Here is a 20,905-nt window from a genome sequence, read left to right as displayed (position 1 = left end):
GGAAAAAACAATGAAGAAAAAATTAGCAGTGATGGTGGCGGGAATGATGGTATGTATGACGGTAATGACAGGATGCGGTACGGACAAGACAGGTGATACGGGTAATACAGGAAAGAAAAGTGAAGAGTACTTAGTAGGATTTGCAAACAACAGTGATACGTACAATTATTGTGCAAAATTCAGAACGTATTTAAAAGAGATGACAGAGGCGAAAGGTATTGATATTACGGTCACAGATGCAGGTGGGGATACAAATGTACAGAACGGACAGATTGATGATTTTATTGTACAGAACGTAAATGTAGTGTCAGCTATCAGCAACGATCTGGACGGTTCTATACCGGCACTTGAAGCGGCGAAAAGCGCAGGACTTCCTTACATTTCATTTTTGACTACGGTATCGGGCGGGGATGATTATGACGGATATATTTATGTTGGTTCTCCGAACTATGATGCGGGAAAAGCACAGGGTGAATATCTTCGTGAGGCATTTCCGGAAGGAGCATCTATCTTATACTTCACAGGAGCACCGAACGACCAGCAGTATATTGACCGCAAACAGGGGCTGGCAGATGCTCTGAAAGACAGTAATATTACAATTTTAGGTGAATATAACGTGGAAAATGCAAAAGATCTCGGAATGAGTACGGCGGATGACTGTCTGTTGTCATATGACAGTTTTGACGCAATCGTATGCCAGAATGACGATGCGGCACTGGGAGTTGTTGAGGCATTGAAATCGGCGGGAAAACAGGACAGTATTCAGGTGCTCGGTGTGGACGGAAGTGATGACGCACTGGAATCTATTAAAAACGGAGAAATGACGATGACTTCTCTGCAGGATGCAAAGGCACAGGCAGAAGCGGGCGCTCAGATTTTCGAGGACCTGAAAAATGGGAAAGACCCGGCAGATATCGAGGATGTCAGCATTCCGTTTAAAATCGTCACAGCAGAAAATGTGGACGAGTATCTGAAATAATCCGATAAAGCAGTCCATTCAGAAAGACAGCACAAGAAAGAAGGTAAAAGGAGATGGCGAATTACAAAGACAGCAGCCTTCCGGTGGAGGAAAGGCTTAAGGACCTGATGCAGAGAATGACATTTGAGGAGAAAATCGATCAGATTACATGTCTTGTGACAATCACGGAGGAGATTCCTGATTTTAAGGAATATGTACCAAACGGAATTGGGAATGTTGGCGCATTCACTGTGGCAGACAGTGTAGAAGAAATTGTGAAGTACGCGGACAAATTACAGAGATATCTGGTAAATGAGACAAGGCTCGGAATTCCGGCGCTGATTCATTGTGAAGCGTGTGCAGGGGCGCAGTATACGGAGGCCGATGTATTTCCTAGTGCAATCGCTCAGGCGTCTACGTTTGACCCGGCGATTGTGGAGCAGATGGCGGACATCATACGCCGCCAGATGCTGTATGTGGGATTTCGGCAGGCACTCTCTCCTGTGATGGACGTGGACAGGGATCCGAGATGGGGAAGAATGACAGAGACATACGGAGAAGATGCAGCTCTTGTATCGGCGATGTCGAGCGCCTTTGTCAGAGGGATTCAGTCAGAGGATATGAAAAAAGGTATTTTGGCAACAGCGAAACATTTTGCGGGACATGGAGTCACAGAGGGTGGAATCAATATGGGACGCAATCTTGTTTCGGAGAGAGATCTTCTGGAAATTCACTGCAAACCTTTCCAGTGTGCAATAACGGAAGCCAATTTGAAGAGTGTTATGAATTCATATTGTTCCATCAATGGGGAACCGGTTGTGGGATCGAAAAAGATGCTCACAGAAATACTGAGAAATGCGCTTGGTTTCCGTGGGTTTGTTGTCTCCGACTATCTCTCCCTGGACCGTCTGGTAGACCCATTTTCAGTAGCCGCCACATTTGAAGAGGCCGGAATTCAGGCAATTGAGGCCGGGCTGGATGTAGAGTACCCGAGACCGAAAGGGTTCCATTACCGCATGAAAGAAGCGGTAAATGACGGCCGGCTGAGCATATCTGTGATCGATCAGGCGGTGGAGAGAGTTCTGAGACTGAAGTTTGAAATGGGTATTTTTGAAAACCCTTATCCGGACTTAAGAAAACTAAAAAAGACATTACATTTAGAAGAAACAGAGCGGCTGAATGAGAAGATAGCGGAGGAGAGTTTTATTTTATTGAAAAATGAGAATAATGTTCTTCCACTGTCAAAACAGATAAAAAAACTTGCGGTAGTTGGTCCTCATGCGGACAACATCCGAAGTTTGTTCGGGACATTTTCTTATCCAGCAGTAATCGATATGACGATGTCGAGAGAGGAAGACGGGCAGGACTTTGAGGAACCGGGAGTTATTATCTATGATATTGATCAGGAATATATAGGACAGGTTCGTGATACCTCACCCAGGGTAAATAAGCAGATACAGAAAGATTTTCCGAAAGCAAAAACACTTTATCAGAAATTAAAAGAATATCTTCCTGACACAGAGGTGGTGTTTGCAAAGGGGATAAACTGTGCGGGAACTGAACTTGGCGGAATGGAAGAGGCAGTGCGTGCTGCGGCCGATGCCGATGTAGTCTTGCTGACGCTCGGAGGTAAAAACGGCTGGGGAAGCACTTCTACGGTTGGGGAGGGCGTGGATGCTACCGACATTGACCTGCCGGGAGCACAGGAAGAATTTGCAAGAAAAATTTACGGATTACATAAGAAAACAGTCGTACTTCATTATGACGGACGTCCCCTGTCAAACGAGTTTACCGCGTCACATTTCAATGCTATCGTGGAAGTATGGCAGCCGGGAGAAATGGGAAGCAGCGCTCTGTGCAGATTGCTCTTCGGTGAGGTGAATCCGTCCGGGCGTCTTCCGGTCACTGTGGCAAGAAATGCAGGACAGCTTCCGATTTACTATGGCCTTCCGAGAGGAAGCGGCTATGTTGCAGCTGGGCACACCGGAATGATTCGGAATAAAAACGGATATATCAATGATACGGCAGAGCCTCTCTATTATTTCGGACATGGGTTGAGCTACACTTCTTTTGAGTATTCTGATATGAAAATCGAGGAAAAGGTCGTTCGTGCGTCGTCTGTCATCAAGGTGGAAGCACGGATTAAAAATACAGGTGGCTGTGACGGAACAGAAGTTGTCCAGATGTATTTTACAGATGCCGTATCGCAGATGGTGCGTCCGACAATGGAACTGGCGGGATTCGCGAGAGTGGAATTGAAAAAGGGAGAAGAAAAGAAAGTGCGGTTTGAGATGAAGGTGTCTCAGTTTGCCTTCTTGAACCGTGACATGCAATGGTTCGTGGAAAAGGGGAATTACATCATTTCGCTTGGAGCGTCCTGCAGGGATATCCGTCTACAGGAGCAGCTGCAGGTAGCTGACAGTGCAGTAATCGACGGTAGAACGAGAGGATTTTATGCAAAGGCGGAAGTAGTACAGAACATTAGCAGGAGGAGTAAGCCATGAAATTTACAGAGGGATTCTGGGAGAAGAGCGAGGCTGCTCACGCATGTTACGCGGTACAGGCGTACGAAGTGGAAGAAATAGAAAACGGCATGAGGGTGACTGCTCCGTTCCGGACCATCTGCAATCGCGCGGGTGCATTGGATGTCGGAACGCTGACGTTTGAGTTTACCTCAGCGGGAGAGGATATTATTTCGGTAAGATGTTTTCATTTTGAAGGATACGAAAAGAGAGAACCCCGGTTTATGCTGAATAGAGAAAAATGTAGCGTAAATGTAGACATCAGCGAGGAGGAAGCGGTGATGTCAGCAGGGAATGTTAGTGTACATGTGGGACTCAAAGAGTTCTATATCAGCTATAAAAGAAACGGAAAAGATATGACATCATGCGGGTTTAAAAATGTCGGATACATGAGACATGACAGAAAAAATTCAACCAAGTATCCGGAGACGAATTATCTTGCTGAGGACTACAATCCTTACATTGTCTCAGAGTTTTCACTGGCAGCGGGAGAATGTGTCTATGGGCTTGGTGAAAGGTTTACCGCATTTGTAAAAAACGGTCAGACTGTAGACTGCTGGAACGAGGACGGGGGAACCTCCTCGCAGATTAGTTACAAAAATATTCCGTTCTATATAACGAATAAAAATTACGGAATCTATGTGGATCACAGCACAGACGTGTCCTTTGAGGTTGCGAGCGAAAAGGTAGAAGCAGTCGGCGTCTCCGTAAAAGGAGAGGAGATGCGTTATTATGTGATTGGCGGAAGCTCTATGAAAAAAGTACTTGAGCACTATACGAGCCTGACTGGCAAACCGGCACTTCCTCCGGCCTGGTCGTTCGGACTCTGGCTGAGTTCCTCCTTCACGACGGATTATGATGAGAAAACGGTTAACTCATTTATCGAGGGGATGAAAGCGCGGGATCTGCCGTTTGACGTATTCCATTTCGACTGCTTTTGGATGAGGGGCCTGCACTGGTGCGATTTTGAATGGAATGAGAAAACATTTCCGGATGTAAGGGGAATGTTAAAACGGTATAAAGACAAAGGGCTGAAAATATGCGTATGGATTAATCCCTATGTAGCACAGGGAACGGTATTCTTCCGGGAGGGGATGAAAAAAGGATATTTTCTAATGCGCGCCGATGGTTTGGGCGTAAAGCAGGTAGATAACTGGCAGCCTGGAATGGCAGTCATCGATTTTACGAACCCGGAGGCTGTGATCTGGTATCAGGAAAAACTGAAAGAACTGCTGGATATGGGAGTCGATTGTTTTAAATCAGATTTTGGTGAAAGGATTCCTGTTGATGTGACTTATGCAAACGGAGCGGATGCATGGGGAATGCATAATTATTATACATTATTGTATAATCAGACGGTATATGAATTGCTAAAGAGAGAAAAAGGAGAAAAGGAGGCAGTTTTATTTGCCAGAAGTGCTACGGTGGGCGGCCAAAGATTCCCCGTACACTGGGGAGGCGACTGTACAGGCACATATGAATCTATGGCAGAATCATTGAGAGGCGGCCTTTCCTTTATGCTCTCCGGCTTCAGTTACTGGAGCCATGACATCGGGGGATTTGAACGGGCAGCCGATGCCGATGTATATAAAAGATGGCTGCAATTCGGGCTGCTTTCCACTCATAGCAGACTACATGGCTCCAAGAGCTACAGGGTGCCATGGTTGTTCGACGAAGAATCTGTGGAAGTGTGCAGAGAATTTACGAAACTCAAACTGAAGCTGATGCCATACATCTACAGTATGGCGGTGGAGTCGCACAAAACGGGAATTCCTGTGATGCGGCCAATGATCCTGGAATTTGAAAATGACCCTGCAGTGAAATATCTCGATATGCAGTATATGCTCGGAGACCGTCTTCTGGCAGCGCCGATTTTTAATAAAGAGGGAATCGGAGAGTATTATTTGCCCAAAGGTGTGTGGACGCACCTTCTGAACGGCGAACGGAAAGAAGGAGGACGCTGGTACCGGGAAACATACGATTATCATTCTCTGCCTTTATTCGTGGCCGAGAATTCGCTTCTTCCGATGGGGAGCAATGAAGAAACAGCCGGGTATTCTTTTGCTGAAAATGTGCAGATCGGTATCTATGAATTGCGGGAGGGACAGAAAGCAGAATGCCGGATCCCCGACAAAGAAGGGAATATTGTGCTGAATGTGAGGGGATATGCGGATAAAGATAAGATATATCTGTCTAGCTGTGGAAAAAATGAAAGGATAACATATGTACTTTACAATGTTCCTGAAATCCGGAGCATAAGCGGAGGAACGTTGCAGTACGATAAGGAGAGGAGAAGCGCTGTTGTTGCAGCGGAAGGGGAGCAGGTGATTTTGGGGAAATAAAAATACGTGAAATTTCTGGGAATATTGACCAAAAAAACTACTTGCATAACCACATACAATGGGTTATAATAACCTATAGAATAGAATGAATTCTTCGGGGTCGAAAGGAAATCCAAAGTCTGGGAAGCCAGTAAACATAAGGGGTTCCGCGATTTGGAAAGGTGATTTACGACAAATTTACGACAAATTATATTTAGAAGTGTTTTGCTATGATAAGCTACGGTTGTGCCGTAGCTTTTTTGGTATTTAAATCCAAATTCTTAAATGGAATACTGTGGACATCTCAGTAAAAGAAAAGGGGAAATTGAATAGCTCCGGAGTCCCACATAAACAAACTGATAAACTACAACTAGTTCTGTGTGAACTATAAAAAGTGAAAGATTATCCATAGAATAAAAAAACAAAATTACAATATTTCTAACATAAATGATAACCAGATAGGATGTACTTAAAGCAAACATATCCAAATCGGTCTAGAGTACATATAAATATTACGTAAATACGCTGTTTGACATATGGAACTTAGGTTCTATTTGCTTGTAGATGATATTATTTTACTGTATAATATTTACAAATATATTGACAAGAGCATGGGTATGGAAAGCAATTAGTTTGATTAATAATTAAAAATCAGGGGGAAAAATTATGTATAAAAATGATGACATATACCAAAATATATTGAAATATGATTTTGAACTGTATCGTGGAAACAAAGGGATTACTGAATATTTGTCTGAGCATTTTAGTACTTATTATAATGATATTGTAATTTCGCTAAAAGGAAATAATTCGTTTCTAGGCAAAAAGTTTATAGATTTATTAGAAGAAAAAATTGATTTTTTAGGTTTTTTATGTAAGGAAATACCAGAAATTTTGTACCTATATGATCAAGGCTTAATTAAAGAAGCTTATCAAAGAAGTGAGGATTTATTTGAACAAGTAAAACCCTATTTTTTGATGAGATTATCTTGGAGAGAAAACGATGGACAATTTTATAGAATTAGGAAAGGCGATTTTCGTATAAAAGATAAGTCAGAAAGTATAAAGAAAAAAACACAACTTTTTCACATCACTAAGAAATCACGGGATAAAATCTGTGCTTACAGATTTAGCGTTGCAGGATATCCTTGCTTGTACCTTTCGAGTGATATGAGGTTAGCTTGGTTTGAATGTGGTATGCCTAAGAAATTTAGCTATTGTCAAATGATAATTGATGAAAAAGGTGAAAAAGGATTAAAATTAATAGATTTTTCAAATAGACCCGTGGATTTTTTGTCAAGTATAAATGTTTGGTTATTGAATGCAAGAATGAAAAGCGAACAGGAAGAGATGAATATATATGATGTTTTTATGAGATATATTATAACATATCCTTTAATAGCATCTTGTTCGGTTAAGGTTAAGAATAGAAATAATAATTTTGTAGAGGAGTATATATTCCCACAGTTACTTATGCAGTGGATTCGAAAAGATAAAGATATAGATGGAATACGGTATAAGTCTTCATTAGATAATAAACTCGTACGAGGAATGGGTGCAATAAATGTAGCATTTCCCGTAAAAAAATTTAGAGAAGATGGCTTGGATCAAAGACTTACAGCTAAAATCGCAATTTCTGATATAGGTTTTTTGGATGTAAATAAAGATTTTTGCAAATATCAAAAAATATTAGAAGATATTGAACAATTTAAAAAAGACTTATATTCATATTTTTTAGAAGTACCGTATGATACTAGGTATGTGATTGAATTGATAGATCTATGTGATGGTGTTCTTAAGACATACAATGCACTTATGGAGGGAAATTATGTAAATAGCGAGTTGATTTTAAATAATATAGAGATATTGTATGATTATGCGAGCCTGTTATATAAAAATAAAGACTTAAAAATTCAAGCGTGCATAGATGCAGTTATTCCAGAGTATAAAGAGTATGTAGATAAAGTTATAATGGAAAAACAATTTGAAAAATTTCATGAGCTATTATTTAAAATTCTTCACAAGCATATTGTATTCGAGTTTGGATTTGAAAATTTAGATAATTTTGAAAAAATATGATATAGAGCTGGTATGTGACATTTGAATACTGATAATAAAGAAAAACATTCGATGATTTGGCTTACTGAAAAGTTTAGATTAAATTATTTTGAGGCCTTTTGTATAAATTAAAATAAACTAATTAAAATTGAGCCGTTTGTTCCTAGAAAAGAACAAGTGGTTTTTTTTACGTTCTGTACATAGCCGTCCTTTTGGATGGTTTAAATAATGAAGGGAGGAGAAGTTATGGATTAGATACACTCTACGTTTTTAGGGTTAACCAGCCGAAAAAGAGTTTCTGCTATTCCCGGGGCGTTTACACGTCTCAGCATAGGCCAATTGAATACAGGGAGGTAAAAGTATCATGCCCGGAGGTAAAATAATTGCGATAGCAAATCAAAAAGGAGGTACAGGAAAAACATGTACAACAGTAAATTTAGGGATTGGGCTAGCCAATCAGGAAAAGAAAGTGTTGGTGGTAGATACCGACCCGCAAGGGGATTTAACCACATCGCTTGGAGTTAAAGATATTGATGACCTACCCATAACATTATCAACAATCATGGGAAAGATCATAGAGGACATTCCGATAAAACCGCAGGAAGGGATCCTTCATCATGAAGAAGGAATAGATTTAATACCTGCTAATATAGAACTATCTGCAATGGAAATATCACTGGTAACAGCGATGAGCAGGGAATATGTTCTTAGAAACTACTTGCAGCAGGTAAAGCAGAATTATGACTATATCCTTTTGGATTGTATGCCGAGCCTTGGTATGATTACCATAAATGCATTATCAGCAGCAGATTCTGTTATAATTCCGGTTCAGGCGCATTATCTTCCGGCGAAAGGGATGACACAGTTGATCAAGACTATTGGAAAAGTGAAAAGACAGCTGAATCCCCAGTTAAAAATGGAGGGAATCTTAATTACGTTAGTAGAAGGAAGGACAAACCTTGCAAAATCTGTTTCGACAACATTGCGCGAACAATATGGCTCCGCTGTTAAAGTGTTCAAGACAGAAATTCCGAAAGGAATTGCAGCTGCGGAGACATCTGCAGAAGGAAAGAGTATTTACGCATATGACAAAGATAGCTCTGTGGCAAAGGCATATGAAGCGTTTACAAAGGAGGTGCTAAAAGATGGCGAAAAGCAAAGGCATCAGTATGAACCTTCCCTCAGTCGATGAACTGTTTACAACACAGGAAAATCGGGAAGAACAGAGCCTTGAAAAGGTAATGAACATTCCTGTTGATTTAATTGATGATTTCCCAAACCATCCATTTAAAGTACTGGATGATTCAGAGATGATTGATTTAAGTACCAGCATAAAGGAATATGGTGTGCTTGTTCCAGCTTTAGTCAGGCCCAAAGAGGATGGACGTTATGAAATGGTTGCCGGACATCGGCGAAAGCATGGGAGCATTTTGGCTGAAAAGACAGAACTTCCATGTATTGTCCGAAACTTGACAAATGATGAGGCCATTCTGATTATGGTGGATAGTAACCTGCAAAGGGAACACATTTTACCATCAGAAAAGGCTTTTGCTTATAAGATGAAGTTAGATGCAATGAAAAGACAAGGGAAACGAGCCGATTTAACTTGTGCACCATTGGAGCACAAGTCAAAGGGGGTTAAATCAAGAGATCTACTAGCGACTCAGAGTGAAGATAGTAGGGAACAAATTCGCCGATACATCAGGCTAACGGAACTTCTACCAGAGATTCTTGAAATGGTCGATAACAATAAAATAGCCTTCCGTCCAGCAGTAGAAATTTCCTATCTTACTAAGCCGGAGCAGGAATCTCTTCTGGATTCCATGAGAAGTGAGGACTGCACGCCCTCACTGGCACAGGCCATCAAAATGAAATCATTTTCAAAGGAGGGCAAATTACAAGCGGCGGTGATTGCATCCATCCTGCAGGAGGAAAAACCAAATCAAGTGGAGCAGTTCAAGATTCCACAGAATCGTATCAGCAAATATTTTCCGAAAGGGACGCCGAAAAAGAAAATGGAGGATACGATAATATCTGCATTGGAGATGTACCAAAAAAGGCAGCGAAACAAAGATATGGAAAGATAAAGTTACAAGTTGGTAAGGACAAAGCAGCATAAAAGTACGGCGGTACACCAAGGGGAAAGTGGGACAGTCCACTAATCGGAAAAAAATTCTTGTTCCCCCTCTCCATACCTCACCCCTTCTGATTACCAGCAGTTACCAGCCGAAAAAGAAATTATAGGAATGTGGCTAGCCACAAAACAATTGAAGAATTCGTCCCACAATCAGGTCTCTGCTACGGCGGAGCTTTTTTTATGTCTGTATTTATTATGGCAGACGGGATAACGAGGAGGAAAAAAGATGAAACAGAAAAGAAAAATATGGAGCAGACTGTTGGCATTGGCTGTGGCACTGACATTGAGTATTGCACCGTCACTTAGTTCTGCGACTGTCTATGCAGATGAGAAAACAGAGGATATAGTGTCACAGACGCAAGAAGATCAACAAGAAACAGAGAAGCCGCAGAGTGTAACTGCAGTTGATATCAAGAAAGATATTTCAGATAAGGAATTCTCAATACAAACATCCGTTGAGGGGATATCCTATAATCCGGAAAGAGAGACGGTATCACTGCTGTCTGTAAAAGACATTAATGGTGAGTCAACGGACGCACAGATGCCAGGAACCTATATTGCCACGTATCTGGTGGTTCCGAAGGATCAGAGTGACAGCTATACAATTCAGAGAAATGTGATATTGACGGATACCGAAGGAATGGCGCATACGCAGGAGAATGGGCCAGATAAGAGTAGATCCAATACTGAGACGGATGATGTGGATGGGCAGCCTGCATCAACAGAAACACCAGAAGTAAAAATAAAGGCTGCAGGGGAATCTATTACAGATGAAGAACAGAAAGAAATACAGAGAGAGCTTCAAACAGGAGAGACCTTATTATTTTCTACTGTGAACTCCATCAATTTGCAAGGAGACGTCTACCTGGAAGTTGGGGATGTAATCTATTATCCTGAAAACATCGGATACTATTCCACGAACTGGTTTTACGTGAACGGAAAACTGGCATACTGCATTGAATCACAGAAACCGACTCCGCCGGCAGGTGATTATGTAGGAGAAGTACTGGATTCAAATAAAGATCTGCAAAAAGTATTATATTACGGCTATGGCGGTGCCGGTGATATCACGGGAACCTATATGCCGGATTTCAGTGATGAACAGAAATATGTCTTTACACACATTGCAGCAAGCTATGCTTATGCAGGAACAGAAGGTTTTGCGGGCTGTCCATATGAGAATCTTGTTGCGGCAGGCGTCATCGGCTATATTGATAAACTGTTGGGTATGGAGGAACCTCCAAAAGGGGAACTGTCCTTTTCAGCCGACAGTGTGACGGCTATCAGAAGCGGGGAGAAGCAGAGAACGCCGGACATCGTTCTGAATGGAGATTACAGAAATTATATTACAATGAATCTGCCAATCGGAATAACAGGTGTAAATACTACAGAGAACAAAAGTGTTACAGCAGGAAAATTTACGGTCAAAGGTGGGGACACCTTTTATCTCGAGGCTCCGGTTTCCCACTCAGGCAAATATTCAACAGGGGATTTATACGGCTCAATCGGAGAGACCTGGAGGACACTGGTTGTCTCCACGGGTGACGTGGATCAGGCAGTGGGGGTATTTGAATCCGAGTCGGCGCTTCCCGTCAGCCTGACAGTTAACTGGATCAGTATGGCCCGGATTGCTTTAGTGAAGAAGGATGCAGATACAAAGAACCCATTAGCAGGTGCAGTATATGGTATTTACAGGGACAAAGCATGCACGAACCTGCTTATGGAGATGCAGGCCACAGACAGTAATGGGAAATGCGTAAGCGGATATTTTGATGCGGGTATCAAAACAGTATATGTGAAAGAGATTACAGCAGCGCCTAATTACCTAAAAGATGAATCCACTCATACCGTAAATGTTGAGGCGGGAAAAACCGTCACCGTACAGGCAGTAGACAAGGCTGTAAAAGGCCGTATTATCCTAAAGAAAGTGGATGCTGAGACAGGCAGCTTTGAGGCACAGGGAGATGCCAGCCTGGAGGGGGCTGTTTTCGGGCTCTATGCAAAAGAAGACATCGTGCATCCGGATGGAAGGACGGGAGTCCTGTATCCTAAGGGGACTCTGATATCTAAAAAAACGGTGGGAAGTGAAGGGAGCATTACTTTTGAAGATTTATATTTGGGGCAGATGCATGTAAAAGAAATTATATCTCCGGAATCTTATCTGCTGCAGCCGAAAGAGTATGATGCAACACTTAGCTATGGCGGACAGGAAGTAGAGATTGTGACCAAAAGCCTGATCGTGGAGGAACAGGTAAAAAAGCAGGCATTCTCTTTGATTAAAATAAGCGAAGACGGGGAACAGACGGAAACGGACTTAGTAGAGGGCGCCGGATTTAAAGTCTATCTGGTAAACAGCCTTACCAAGGTAAAGGACGGCACATTGAAGCCAAAGAATGGCTCCTATTACACTGCAGAGGATTTTGTGGATTATGATTTCAGCAAGGAAATTACAGCCCATACGTATAAGAACAAGAAGCCAGTACCAGTGCCTGAATTATTTACAGACAATAAAGGGTATCTGGTAAGCCCTGAACTTGCATATGGAACGTATGTTGTGGAAGAGAGTACGGTTCCGGAAAATTTAAACAAGGTGAATCCGTTTATAGTAAGTATAACAGAAGACAGCCGGGAACCTATGACATGGCGTATATTTGATGACAGGCCGTACCAATTCTTTCTTAAAATAATAAAACGAGATGCCCAGACCGGAAATGTTGTTCTCGGTAAAGAGGCTTCGTACAAGATATATGACTGTAAAGCCAGGAAATATGTGGAGCAGACAGTTAACTATCCTAACAAGCAAAAAATCAGTGTATTTACCACTACAGAGGAAGGATATCTGGTCACACCGGAGAAATTACAGCCAGGAACTTACAGGATTGAAGAAGTAAAGGCACCGGTGAATTTTGTCCGGGCCGGAAGTGAAATGAAACTGTTTTTAGGGGATGAGAAGGTATCGCTTTTAGATATCAAAATGGAGGGCATCTATAAAAAACAGGAGCAGAAACCGATTACTATTACTGTCGAGGCTGGCAATGTTTCTGAGGTCGATCCGGAGAGCGGGATACCAATTGTTACAATAGAACAAAGGAATAATGAGCAGGTAGGCAGTCTGACCATTGTAAAGACTGGGGAGCAGCTTCAATCCATCACGGGAGAGTCTGTGTTGGATAAAGCAAAAGGCATTTGGAACAAAGTGAAAAAAGCAGTCATTAGCGAAGATTGGTCAGATGCTGTATTCCATGAGTTTAAATATGAAGAGGGAGGTATCGCGGGAACGGTTTTTGAGGTCAGGGCAAAAGAGGATATCGCCAGTCCGGATGGGGCCAAAGACAAGGAAGGAAATCTAGTCATCCGCTACCACAAAGATGATGTGGCAGCAACGCTGACGACAGATGATACGGGGAAGGCCACTGTTAATAACCTGCCTTTGGGCTCCTATTATGTGAAAGAGGTAGAAGCTGGGTCACATTTTGTTTTAAACACAGAGATAAAAGAATTCATACTGACCAGTGAGGACGATACTGCAGCGGTTGTCTATGAAGAGCTCGAATGTATGAATGAGAGGCAAAAGATAGAAATCAGCGTAAAGAAGAAAGATAAGGTGGATGGGAAGGCTCTCCAGGGGGCAGTTTTTGGTTTGTATACAAAAGAGGATATCCTGTCAGCCGATGGCACGCTGCTTCTGGAAAAAGATACGCTGATTGAGCAGAAAAGTACAGATGAGAAGGGGAAACTGACATTCTCAAGCGAACTGATTCATGGCTCCTATTATGTGAAAGAGCTAAGACCTTTACCCGGGTACTTGCAATCCGAAGAAATCTGGGAGGTTGTGGTGCCTTACGAAGACCAGAGCCAGGCGGTTATTACCGTTGAAAAGGAGTTTGAAAATCAGCCTACAGAAACCCAGATCACAAAAACTGATTTGACTACCGGAAAAGAATTAGAAGGAGCCAGATTACAGGTGAAAACTCAGGACGGCAAAGTCGTAGAAGAGTGGGTCAGTGGGAAAGAAGCACATGTCATATATGGTCTGCCGGAAGGAACTTATATCCTGCATGAGGAACTTGCGCCATTTGCGGAAGGCTATGTTACTGCAAATGATGTAGAGTTTCAGGTGAAGGCAGATGGCAGCGTGGTAAAAGTAGAAATGAAAGATGATATTTCAAAAACAGAAATTATCAAGACAGACATTACAACAGGAAAAGAATTGAAAGGCGCAAAACTTCAGATTCTGACAACGGAAGGAACTATTCTTGAAGAATGGATTACGGACGGCTCTCCGCACAGAGTCGATCAGCTTCCGGTAGGAGTCGATTTAATTTTGCGGGAAATTGCAGCACCGGATCATTATGAGATAGCAGAAGACGTTACATTTAAATTGGAAGATACGGCTGAGGTACAAAAGGTAGAAATGAAGGACAAGGCGATCGAAAAGAAACCGGTTATACCCCAAGGGCCTAAAACGGGAGACAAGACAGAAGCAGTGCTAAGCCTGATATTATTATGTATTGCAATAGCGTTCGTAGCAGCCGGAATAGTTTATAAAAAGAAGAGGAGGCAGCATATAAATGGCAAAAAACACAAAGGCATTCAGGACACTGAGTAGGCTTTTAGATGCCGGATATGACACGGAGAGAGCCATTCTTTCTCTTGGTATGGAAGATATGCTCAGACTGCCGGGGATAACAGTGACTGAGCTTGCCGTCATTAATGAGTTACAAAAACATGTGAAATCAAATAAGGTGATTACTTTCTTAGGTGGGAGACATCTACGGGAAACGAATCCGAAGAATGATTTAAACCAACAGGCAGATTCAGAACAGGTGGAGTCGCAAAAGGAACAGAATACGAAGCAAACCTTGGATTCCAGCTGCGGAGGGGAGAAGAGGACGCATGAAGGAAATTATTATCCATGATTTCAGCGAGCTGAGAGAAATGGTGGAAGCTATGGAAGAGAGCCAGATACTATGCATTACTATTCAGGAGGCAGAAGATGAATGAATTAGAGGTAGTGAATATCCGGCTTGTGAGAGAACCTTCCCTGTACTGCGACAAGCCGGTTCGCAAACCCGTAGATGCGGTGGAAGTAGTAGGAAAGGAAATCAGCCAGTATGATAGGGAAGTGTTCTGTGTCCTGAACTTAAAGGCGAATGGGCAGATTATCAATATGAATATTGTATGCATGGGCACACTTGATCAGGCAATTGTGAGCCCGAGAGAGGTGTTTAAAAGCAGCATCTTATCAAATGCCCGTTCCATTATACTGATGCATAACCATCCCAGTGGTAGTCTGAATCCATCAAATGAAGATAAGCGTATAACGAGGCGGCTATGGGAGTGTGGAAGGTTATTGGGAATTGATATAGCAGACCACATCATCATAGCCGGAACCAGTGGGGAAATGTTCAGCTTTAAGGAAAGGGGATACCTACAGGAAATGGAATCCTCAGAAGTGGCTGAAGCGGAGCTTATACCATTCCACAGAAGAAAAGAGCGTGAGGAACGTTGAAATTGCCCCTGTACCGATGTCTGGTACAGGGGGTACATATGCTCGGGCATTTGCATCATTGCGGTGCAGGTGTTAATCATTTATAGTAACTTTTGTAAAGAAGGGAGGCGAAGAGCCATGAATATGTTTCTTTTTAATTACTACAGAAAAATAAGGGGAGGTCAGGTAATGCGTGACTTTAACCATCTGAATCTGTCGCTTTGGCAGAATGCTTTTTTTGATGAAGTGGATGAGCGGGCCAGGGAAGCAGCAAGAAAACATTGCTCTGATTATACAAGGCTTGTGAAAGAGGTAGAGGAATTTCTGGATGCTTATCCTTTTATCGCCATATTGGATGGGCATGACAGCATAACGGAAGGACGTACTTTTTCCAAGGAAGAATTGGAGGCACTGTCTGATTATCTATATGCGGAAGATAATCAGGAATATGTGGAACGGATGGAGCTTTATCTTCTTGGGGTGCGAGATGCTATAGCACTTCTTTCTTTCCTAAAAATATGATGACGGACGATACAAAAACACAATTACATATCAGGAAATTCTTTACATAGCTGGTTGGTGAACTAAATTGCCGACCGGCTATTTTTATTGGAGAGGAGGTGAAACAATGCCATATATTGCACCCGAAGTCGTGCAGGAGGTGAAGAAAATGGATCTGCTGACCTATTTGAAAAACTATGAGCCGCATGAACTTGTCCGTTTTTCTGGCAACACGTTTACCACAAGATCCCATGATTCGCTGAAGATTTCAAATGGTAAATGGATGTGGTGGAGCAGGGGGATTGGCGGCAGGTCTGCCCTGGATTATCTAATTAAGGTGGAGGGTTATTCTTTTATGGAAGCGGTAGAAATTATTGCAGGGCAGGCGGCGATTACTCCGCCGGTTTATGTTCCGCAGAAAGAAGAACAACGAAAGAAAAAGCTCTTGCTCCCCGAGCTTAGTCAGTACCCTGAGCAGGTCATACAGTATCTGGTGAACAGGGGGATTGACAGGGAGATTATAGATTTCTGCATCAACACAGGTAGGATATGTGAGACCCGACAGTATCATAATGCCGGGTTTATTGGGAAAGATTCTGCTGGAATACCCCGCTATGCGGCCCTCCGTGGGATTGATTCTGATTTTATTGGAGATGCAAATGGAAGTGATAAGAGGTATTCATTTGCAGTTCCTGCAGAGGAAAAAGCATTAACGGTGCATCTTTTTGAGTCGCCTATCGACCTGCTTTCCTATGCGACGATACAGAAGCAGGAGGGGAACGACTGGAGAGCTGAACACCTGTTATCACTTGCAGGCGTGTACAAGCCTGCAAGAGACATTGAAATGAGTAAGATGCCGGCAGCGCTTAGCAAGTTCCTTCAGGAACACACGGAAATTGATACAGTTGTGTTCCATTTAGATAACGATTTTGCAGGCAGGCGTGCAGTTCAGGCAATACGGGCAGTACTTCCGAAGCAGTATAGGACAAAAGACAGGCCCCCGGTAAAAGGGAAGGATTGCAACGATTGCCTGTGCATCAGCCGGGGGCTGGAAGTAACAAAAGCAAGAGAAAAGAAACGGATGGGAGGGAGGGGGAGATGAGTCAGCGTAAAAAAAGCGTGATATGAGATAGACCAGGTGGGGAAAATACATCGTCTTAACCAGCACTGAATTTGGCTTGCCTCCGGCAGCCGAATTCGCTGGCTGGGGAGCTTCCCCAATCCCCTGTTTAATGCCGGAAGGAGAAATAGAAAAGTATGATACTGATGTTAGGAATTGGATTTATATTGGGTAGTTTCTGCGGTGTTATTACAATTTGCTTGGTGCAGATTGGAAGGATAAATCAATATGAAGGGAGAACGGCAGATGAAAACAGAAATTAACAGGAATGTGGATAAGCGAAGAAGGATAAGCAGGCTGTCAGCCTATCAGAACCAGATGAAAAAGCGTTCTGTGAAGAAAGGAGTGATACGATCATGATGACGTTTCAGGAATTTGCACAGCGAGTGGAGGCGGATCTGCCACAGCACTTACCAGAAGAGTTGGATGGCAGTGAGGTGAGCCTGATGAACACAGAAAAGAACAACGGGCAGATCCGGACCGGAGTCTCTATCAAGCCGCAGGGAGTTAACGTATCTCCCACGGTTTATCTTGAGGAATGCTACAAATCCTATCTTCAAGGGGAGGACATGGTTCAGATATTAACCCGGCTGGGAGAGACCGTCAGAGATTCTATGCCGGCTGAGGAATTGTTACAGAAGTTTCAGATGGACAGATATGAGTATGTCAAAGATTTTATCACGTGCAGCATTATTAACAAAAAAGCAAATTCGTCTCTGCTTAAGAAGGTGCCTCATAAGAATATAGAAGATTTATCTATCATCTACCAGGTAGAGCATGACATTCCCGGTGGAGAGATGCATGCTAAGATAACGAACCAAATGCTGGAGCAGTGGAATATTAGTGAAGGCGAACTCTATGGAACTGCACTGGAAAATATGCAGCGCATAAAACCACCGGTCTTTAAGCGGATGGGAGATATCATTATTAACATGATTGGAGAAGAAGCCGAAGAACAGGGGCTTAATTTATTTGTGGATGAAGAAGCATTTAGGAATCTGCCGGAAGATCAGATGTATGTCCTTACTAATGGCAGCAAGTCATTTGGTGCAAGCTCCATACTGTATCCGGGCGTGCTGAAAAATATAGGGGAATGTCTACAGGATGATTTTCATATCCTTCCATCTTCGATTCACGAACTTATAATTGTCCCCAAAAGTCGTAGCCTGGAGGCCAGGGAACTTGGGGAGATGGTACGGGAAATCAATGCAACACAGGTGGAGCCGGAGGAGGTACTTTCTGATCGTGCCTATGAATATAATCGTGAGGCAAGGAAGCTGTCTCAGCTGAGGGATTCAATACCAAAGGAAAAGGAGAGGGACAGATGAGAAAACGAAATGTTTCATTGATGTTCCGGATGACGGAGACAGAGGCAATGGAGCTTGATCGGAAGGTAAAACAGTCGGGGCTCTCCAGAGAGGCGTTTATACGTGCTGGCCTGAACGGTTATATACTGCATGAAAAACCGGATAAAGAATTCTATGATGTCATGCGCCAGATGAATATAATAGGAACTCATCTCCATCAGATTTCCACAAAGGCAAATGTGCTGGGCCTCATCGATGCCCCCTATTACAAAAAAGAAGCAGACAGGTGGACAAGGTTCCAACTGGAAATTAAACAGAAGTTTTTGCTGCCGGACAAGGTGTGATTAAAATTGGCTACGACAAAGATATGGGATGTCAGGGGCAGGATGGATCATGTAATTGATTATGTAAATAATGCTGAGAAAACAGAAAATGTGAAGTTTTCGCGGCAGGATCTGCAGGGGCTGCGGGATGTCATGGATTATATGCTGCAGGATTATAAGACTGAACAGCAGTATTACGTAACGGGGCTGAACTGCCATCCCCAAACAGCAAGGCAGGAAATGATGGTTACGAAGAAACAGTACCAGAAGGAAGGGGGCATTATTGCATACCACGGATATCAGAGTTTTATGCCAGGAGAAGTCACCCCACAGCAGGCCCATGAAATTGGGGTGAAGCTGGCAGAGGAATTGTGGGGGTCCAGGTTTGAGGTGATCGTGGCAACCCATTTGGATAAGGCCCATATTCATAACCATTTTGTACTGAATTCGGTTTCATTTGCAGATGGGCGCCGCTATTATGACAACAATGCATCTTATGACCTTATGAGGCAAACATCCGACCGGCTTTGCAGAGAATACCAGTTGTCCGTAATTGAGAATCCGAAGACAGGAAGGCGGCCAAGTTATGATGCATATCTAGCAAGACAGGAGGGGAAACCGACCTGGAGAGATTATATATTAGCTGATATTGAGAAAAATATCGCTAGGTCCGCCACGATTTCTCAATTTTTTCATTATATGGAGGTTCAGGGATACGAGATAAAAATGAACCGTAAGTATTTTACACTCCGCCCACTGGGAAAGGAGCGTTTTGTACGGATTGACAGGAAGAATCCGGAGTACTCCCTTGAAAATATCCAAAAGAGGATATTGGAAGAAAATAATAAATCTTCGAAACGCTTAGCCGGAAATATTAGAGCAAAGGGAGGCGGAGGGGATAAATATTGGAAGATTCCGGTGAAGGGAAAGAAGAGTGAAACACGTAAGATTGGCGGGTTTCGCGGGCTATGCCTCCATTATTGCTATTTATTAGGTGTATTTCAGAAGCACTCACGGCGAAAGCAAGGTGAGATGCCTCTCGTATTAAAAGAAGATGTGCGGAAGATGGAGCGGATTTTTGAAGAGACCAAGCTATTATGCAGGAATCATATTGATACGGAAGAACAGTTGGACGCATATCAGGCAGGGATTAAGGCACAAATGAGAGAGTTGGGCAAGGAGAGAACAAGAATGCGAGGCTTATCCCGAAAGTTAAAAGATACAGAAACACTGGAAAAAGTGAAGAACGATATTGCAGAGCTGACATGTCAGATATCGGGTCTCAGAAAAGAAGAACGATTATGTAATGGCATCAGGGAAAGATCGGGGATGATAAAAGAGAAAATAGCTGTTATGAAAACAATACAGTATGGGAAAAAGGAAAACCAGGAGAAAGAGAGGAACCACAATGAATACGTCAGGTGATGCGGCGGAACAGATTGTCCGTCTGACTTTGGAAGGATATGAGGTTGTATTGAAGATTACAGGTTCGGCAGCAAAGAATATTGCTGCCTTTTTGTATGCTGCACTCCGGGATGCAGATAAGAACAAAACCAGCGGCAGGACACGGTTAAAGTCCATGCTACGTTCAGGAAAGGAATTGAAGATCTATGGAGTTAGGAACTCCGATCTGAAGACATTTAAGGAAGAGGCTAAGCGGTATGGGGTTCTATACTGTGCCCTGCGCGACTCAAAAGGCAGTCCGGATGGAATGTGCGATATTATGGTAAGAGCAGAAGATGCCGCCAAGATTGAACGGATTGTAGACCGGTTTAAATTTGCTGCTGTAGAAACTGCCGGAGTAAAACATGAGGCTGAAAAAGAGAAACCTATAGAGGAATTGTTAGAAAAAACGGCAGCAAAGGAAGATCAGGGTCATCGGACAGCGCAGGAAGAAAAAGAGAGCTTAATGCAGGGAAACCCTTCTATGGGGGAGACAGAAAAAAGCCCTCTGTCAAAGCCATCCTCCAGGAGGCCAGGGAACGACGCCAGGGGTACTTCTGATTTGGATCACAAACCATCGGTTCGCGGGATGCTAAAAGAGATGAAAGAATCAAGGGGAAAGAAGGCGGAGGCAGGAAAACAAAGTGTTGAGAAAGTACCGAACAAAAAGGAAATGCCGCATGCACAGCCAGGGCGGAAATCAGGGAAAGGGAAAGCGAGGTAA

General features: G+C 43.0%; 16 protein-coding genes. All 16 read left to right on the top strand.

Going from position 1 to position 20,905, the window contains the following annotated elements; all coding sequences use genetic code 11:
* Positions 1 to 10 precede the first annotated feature (10 nt).
* The 16 genes from BN1938_RS09115 (at position 11) to BN1938_RS09045 (ending at position 20,905) form a co-directional block, all read left to right on the top strand.
* Entirely contained in the window at positions 11 to 979 is a 969-nt protein-coding gene (locus tag BN1938_RS09115) for a sugar ABC transporter substrate-binding protein (RefSeq protein WP_050640296.1), read from the top strand.
* A 53-nt stretch (positions 980 to 1,032) separates the two neighbouring features.
* Complete coding sequence (locus BN1938_RS09110; RefSeq protein ID WP_050640295.1) at positions 1,033 to 3,462, top strand: beta-glucosidase family protein; 2,430 nt, start codon at positions 1,033 to 1,035, stop codon at positions 3,460 to 3,462.
* Positions 3,459 to 5,822 (top strand): alpha-xylosidase, encoded by a 2,364-nt coding sequence (gene yicI / locus BN1938_RS09105; RefSeq protein ID WP_050640294.1) that lies wholly within the window; start codon positions 3,459 to 3,461, stop codon positions 5,820 to 5,822. Before BN1938_RS09110 ends, yicI begins: the two co-directional genes overlap by 4 nt.
* A 645-nt stretch (positions 5,823 to 6,467) precedes the next feature.
* The gene (locus BN1938_RS09100; RefSeq protein WP_050640293.1) at positions 6,468 to 7,880 is read left to right on the top strand and encodes a hypothetical protein; all 1,413 of its coding nucleotides are present in this window, start codon (positions 6,468 to 6,470) and stop codon (positions 7,878 to 7,880) included.
* A 343-nt stretch (positions 7,881 to 8,223) separates the two neighbouring features.
* The gene (locus tag BN1938_RS09095) at positions 8,224 to 9,051 is read left to right on the top strand and encodes a ParA family protein (RefSeq protein ID WP_050640292.1); all 828 of its coding nucleotides are present in this window, start codon (positions 8,224 to 8,226) and stop codon (positions 9,049 to 9,051) included.
* The gene (locus BN1938_RS09090; RefSeq protein ID WP_050640291.1) at positions 9,005 to 9,946 is read left to right on the top strand and encodes a ParB/RepB/Spo0J family partition protein; all 942 of its coding nucleotides are present in this window, start codon (positions 9,005 to 9,007) and stop codon (positions 9,944 to 9,946) included. The genes BN1938_RS09095 and BN1938_RS09090 overlap by 47 nt, the downstream gene beginning before the upstream one ends.
* 276 nt (positions 9,947 to 10,222) lie before the next feature.
* Positions 10,223 to 14,605 (top strand): SpaA isopeptide-forming pilin-related protein, encoded by a 4,383-nt coding sequence (locus BN1938_RS09085; protein WP_050640290.1) that lies wholly within the window; start codon positions 10,223 to 10,225, stop codon positions 14,603 to 14,605.
* Entirely contained in the window at positions 14,568 to 14,915 is a 348-nt protein-coding gene (locus BN1938_RS23900) for a hypothetical protein (protein WP_242843832.1), read from the top strand. Before BN1938_RS09085 ends, BN1938_RS23900 begins: the two co-directional genes overlap by 38 nt.
* A 77-nt stretch (positions 14,916 to 14,992) precedes the next feature.
* The gene (locus tag BN1938_RS09075; protein ID WP_082202922.1) at positions 14,993 to 15,508 is read left to right on the top strand and encodes a JAB domain-containing protein; all 516 of its coding nucleotides are present in this window, start codon (positions 14,993 to 14,995) and stop codon (positions 15,506 to 15,508) included.
* Between the two features lie 168 nt (positions 15,509 to 15,676).
* Positions 15,677 to 16,009, top strand: a complete 333-nt coding sequence (locus BN1938_RS09070) for a hypothetical protein (RefSeq protein WP_148487158.1) — start codon at positions 15,677 to 15,679, stop codon at positions 16,007 to 16,009.
* Between the two features lie 106 nt (positions 16,010 to 16,115).
* Positions 16,116 to 17,090, top strand: a complete 975-nt coding sequence (locus BN1938_RS09065) for a DUF3991 and TOPRIM domain-containing protein (protein WP_050640288.1) — start codon at positions 16,116 to 16,118, stop codon at positions 17,088 to 17,090.
* Positions 17,091 to 17,245: 155 nt separating this feature from the next.
* Positions 17,246 to 17,371: a DUF3789 domain-containing protein gene (locus tag BN1938_RS24205; RefSeq protein WP_148487156.1), complete on the top strand. Its 126-nt coding sequence runs from the start codon at positions 17,246 to 17,248 to the stop codon at positions 17,369 to 17,371.
* A 93-nt stretch (positions 17,372 to 17,464) separates the two neighbouring features.
* A complete protein-coding gene (locus BN1938_RS09060; RefSeq protein WP_050640287.1) occupies positions 17,465 to 18,436 on the top strand; it encodes a DUF5688 family protein in 972 nt (323 codons plus the stop codon).
* Complete coding sequence (locus BN1938_RS09055; RefSeq protein WP_050640286.1) at positions 18,433 to 18,759, top strand: plasmid mobilization protein; 327 nt, start codon at positions 18,433 to 18,435, stop codon at positions 18,757 to 18,759. The genes BN1938_RS09060 and BN1938_RS09055 overlap by 4 nt, the downstream gene beginning before the upstream one ends.
* Before the next feature lie 6 nt (positions 18,760 to 18,765).
* Entirely contained in the window at positions 18,766 to 20,163 is a 1,398-nt protein-coding gene (locus tag BN1938_RS09050) for a relaxase/mobilization nuclease domain-containing protein (RefSeq protein WP_050640285.1), read from the top strand.
* Complete coding sequence (locus tag BN1938_RS09045; RefSeq protein WP_050640284.1) at positions 20,147 to 20,905, top strand: PcfB family protein; 759 nt, start codon at positions 20,147 to 20,149, stop codon at positions 20,903 to 20,905. The genes BN1938_RS09050 and BN1938_RS09045 overlap by 17 nt, the downstream gene beginning before the upstream one ends.

Source organism: Eubacterium sp. SB2 (genome assembly GCF_001244405.1).
GTDB classification, from domain to species: domain Bacteria; phylum Bacillota; class Clostridia; order Lachnospirales; family Lachnospiraceae; genus Faecalicatena; species Faecalicatena contortus_B.
Note: the sequence above shows the minus strand (reverse complement) of the source record. Positions and strands in the feature narration are given on the sequence as shown.